The 218-nt window shown below is 45.0% G+C and carries 1 protein-coding gene; it reads right to left on the reverse strand.

The genetic code is table 11. The features are described from left to right. On the reverse strand, window positions 1-218 hold a 218-nt coding region (locus tag HMPREF2801_RS01700), incomplete at both ends, for a Cna B-type domain-containing protein (protein ID WP_148130060.1).

Raw genomic sequence — 218 nt, forward strand, 5'->3', positions numbered from 1 at the left:
AAGTTATCCCAAGTCGCTTGTGTCGCACCGTTTTCAAGTTTCTTGGATTCGCCGATTTGAGTATCGCCGTTATACAGTGCAAGTGTGACATCCGGTTTGGAACCCGTTAGGTTGTCTCCGTTGACATCCTTCCATTCTTTCGTTGCCGTGATCTTAATTTTTTCAATCGACAATTTGTTGGTGATGGTAAATCCGCTTGAAGCATCGCCACTCGTTGT

It is taken from the genome of Peptoniphilus sp. HMSC062D09 (genome assembly GCF_001811425.1).
In the GTDB taxonomy this organism is placed as follows: domain Bacteria; phylum Bacillota; class Clostridia; order Tissierellales; family Peptoniphilaceae; genus Peptoniphilus_A.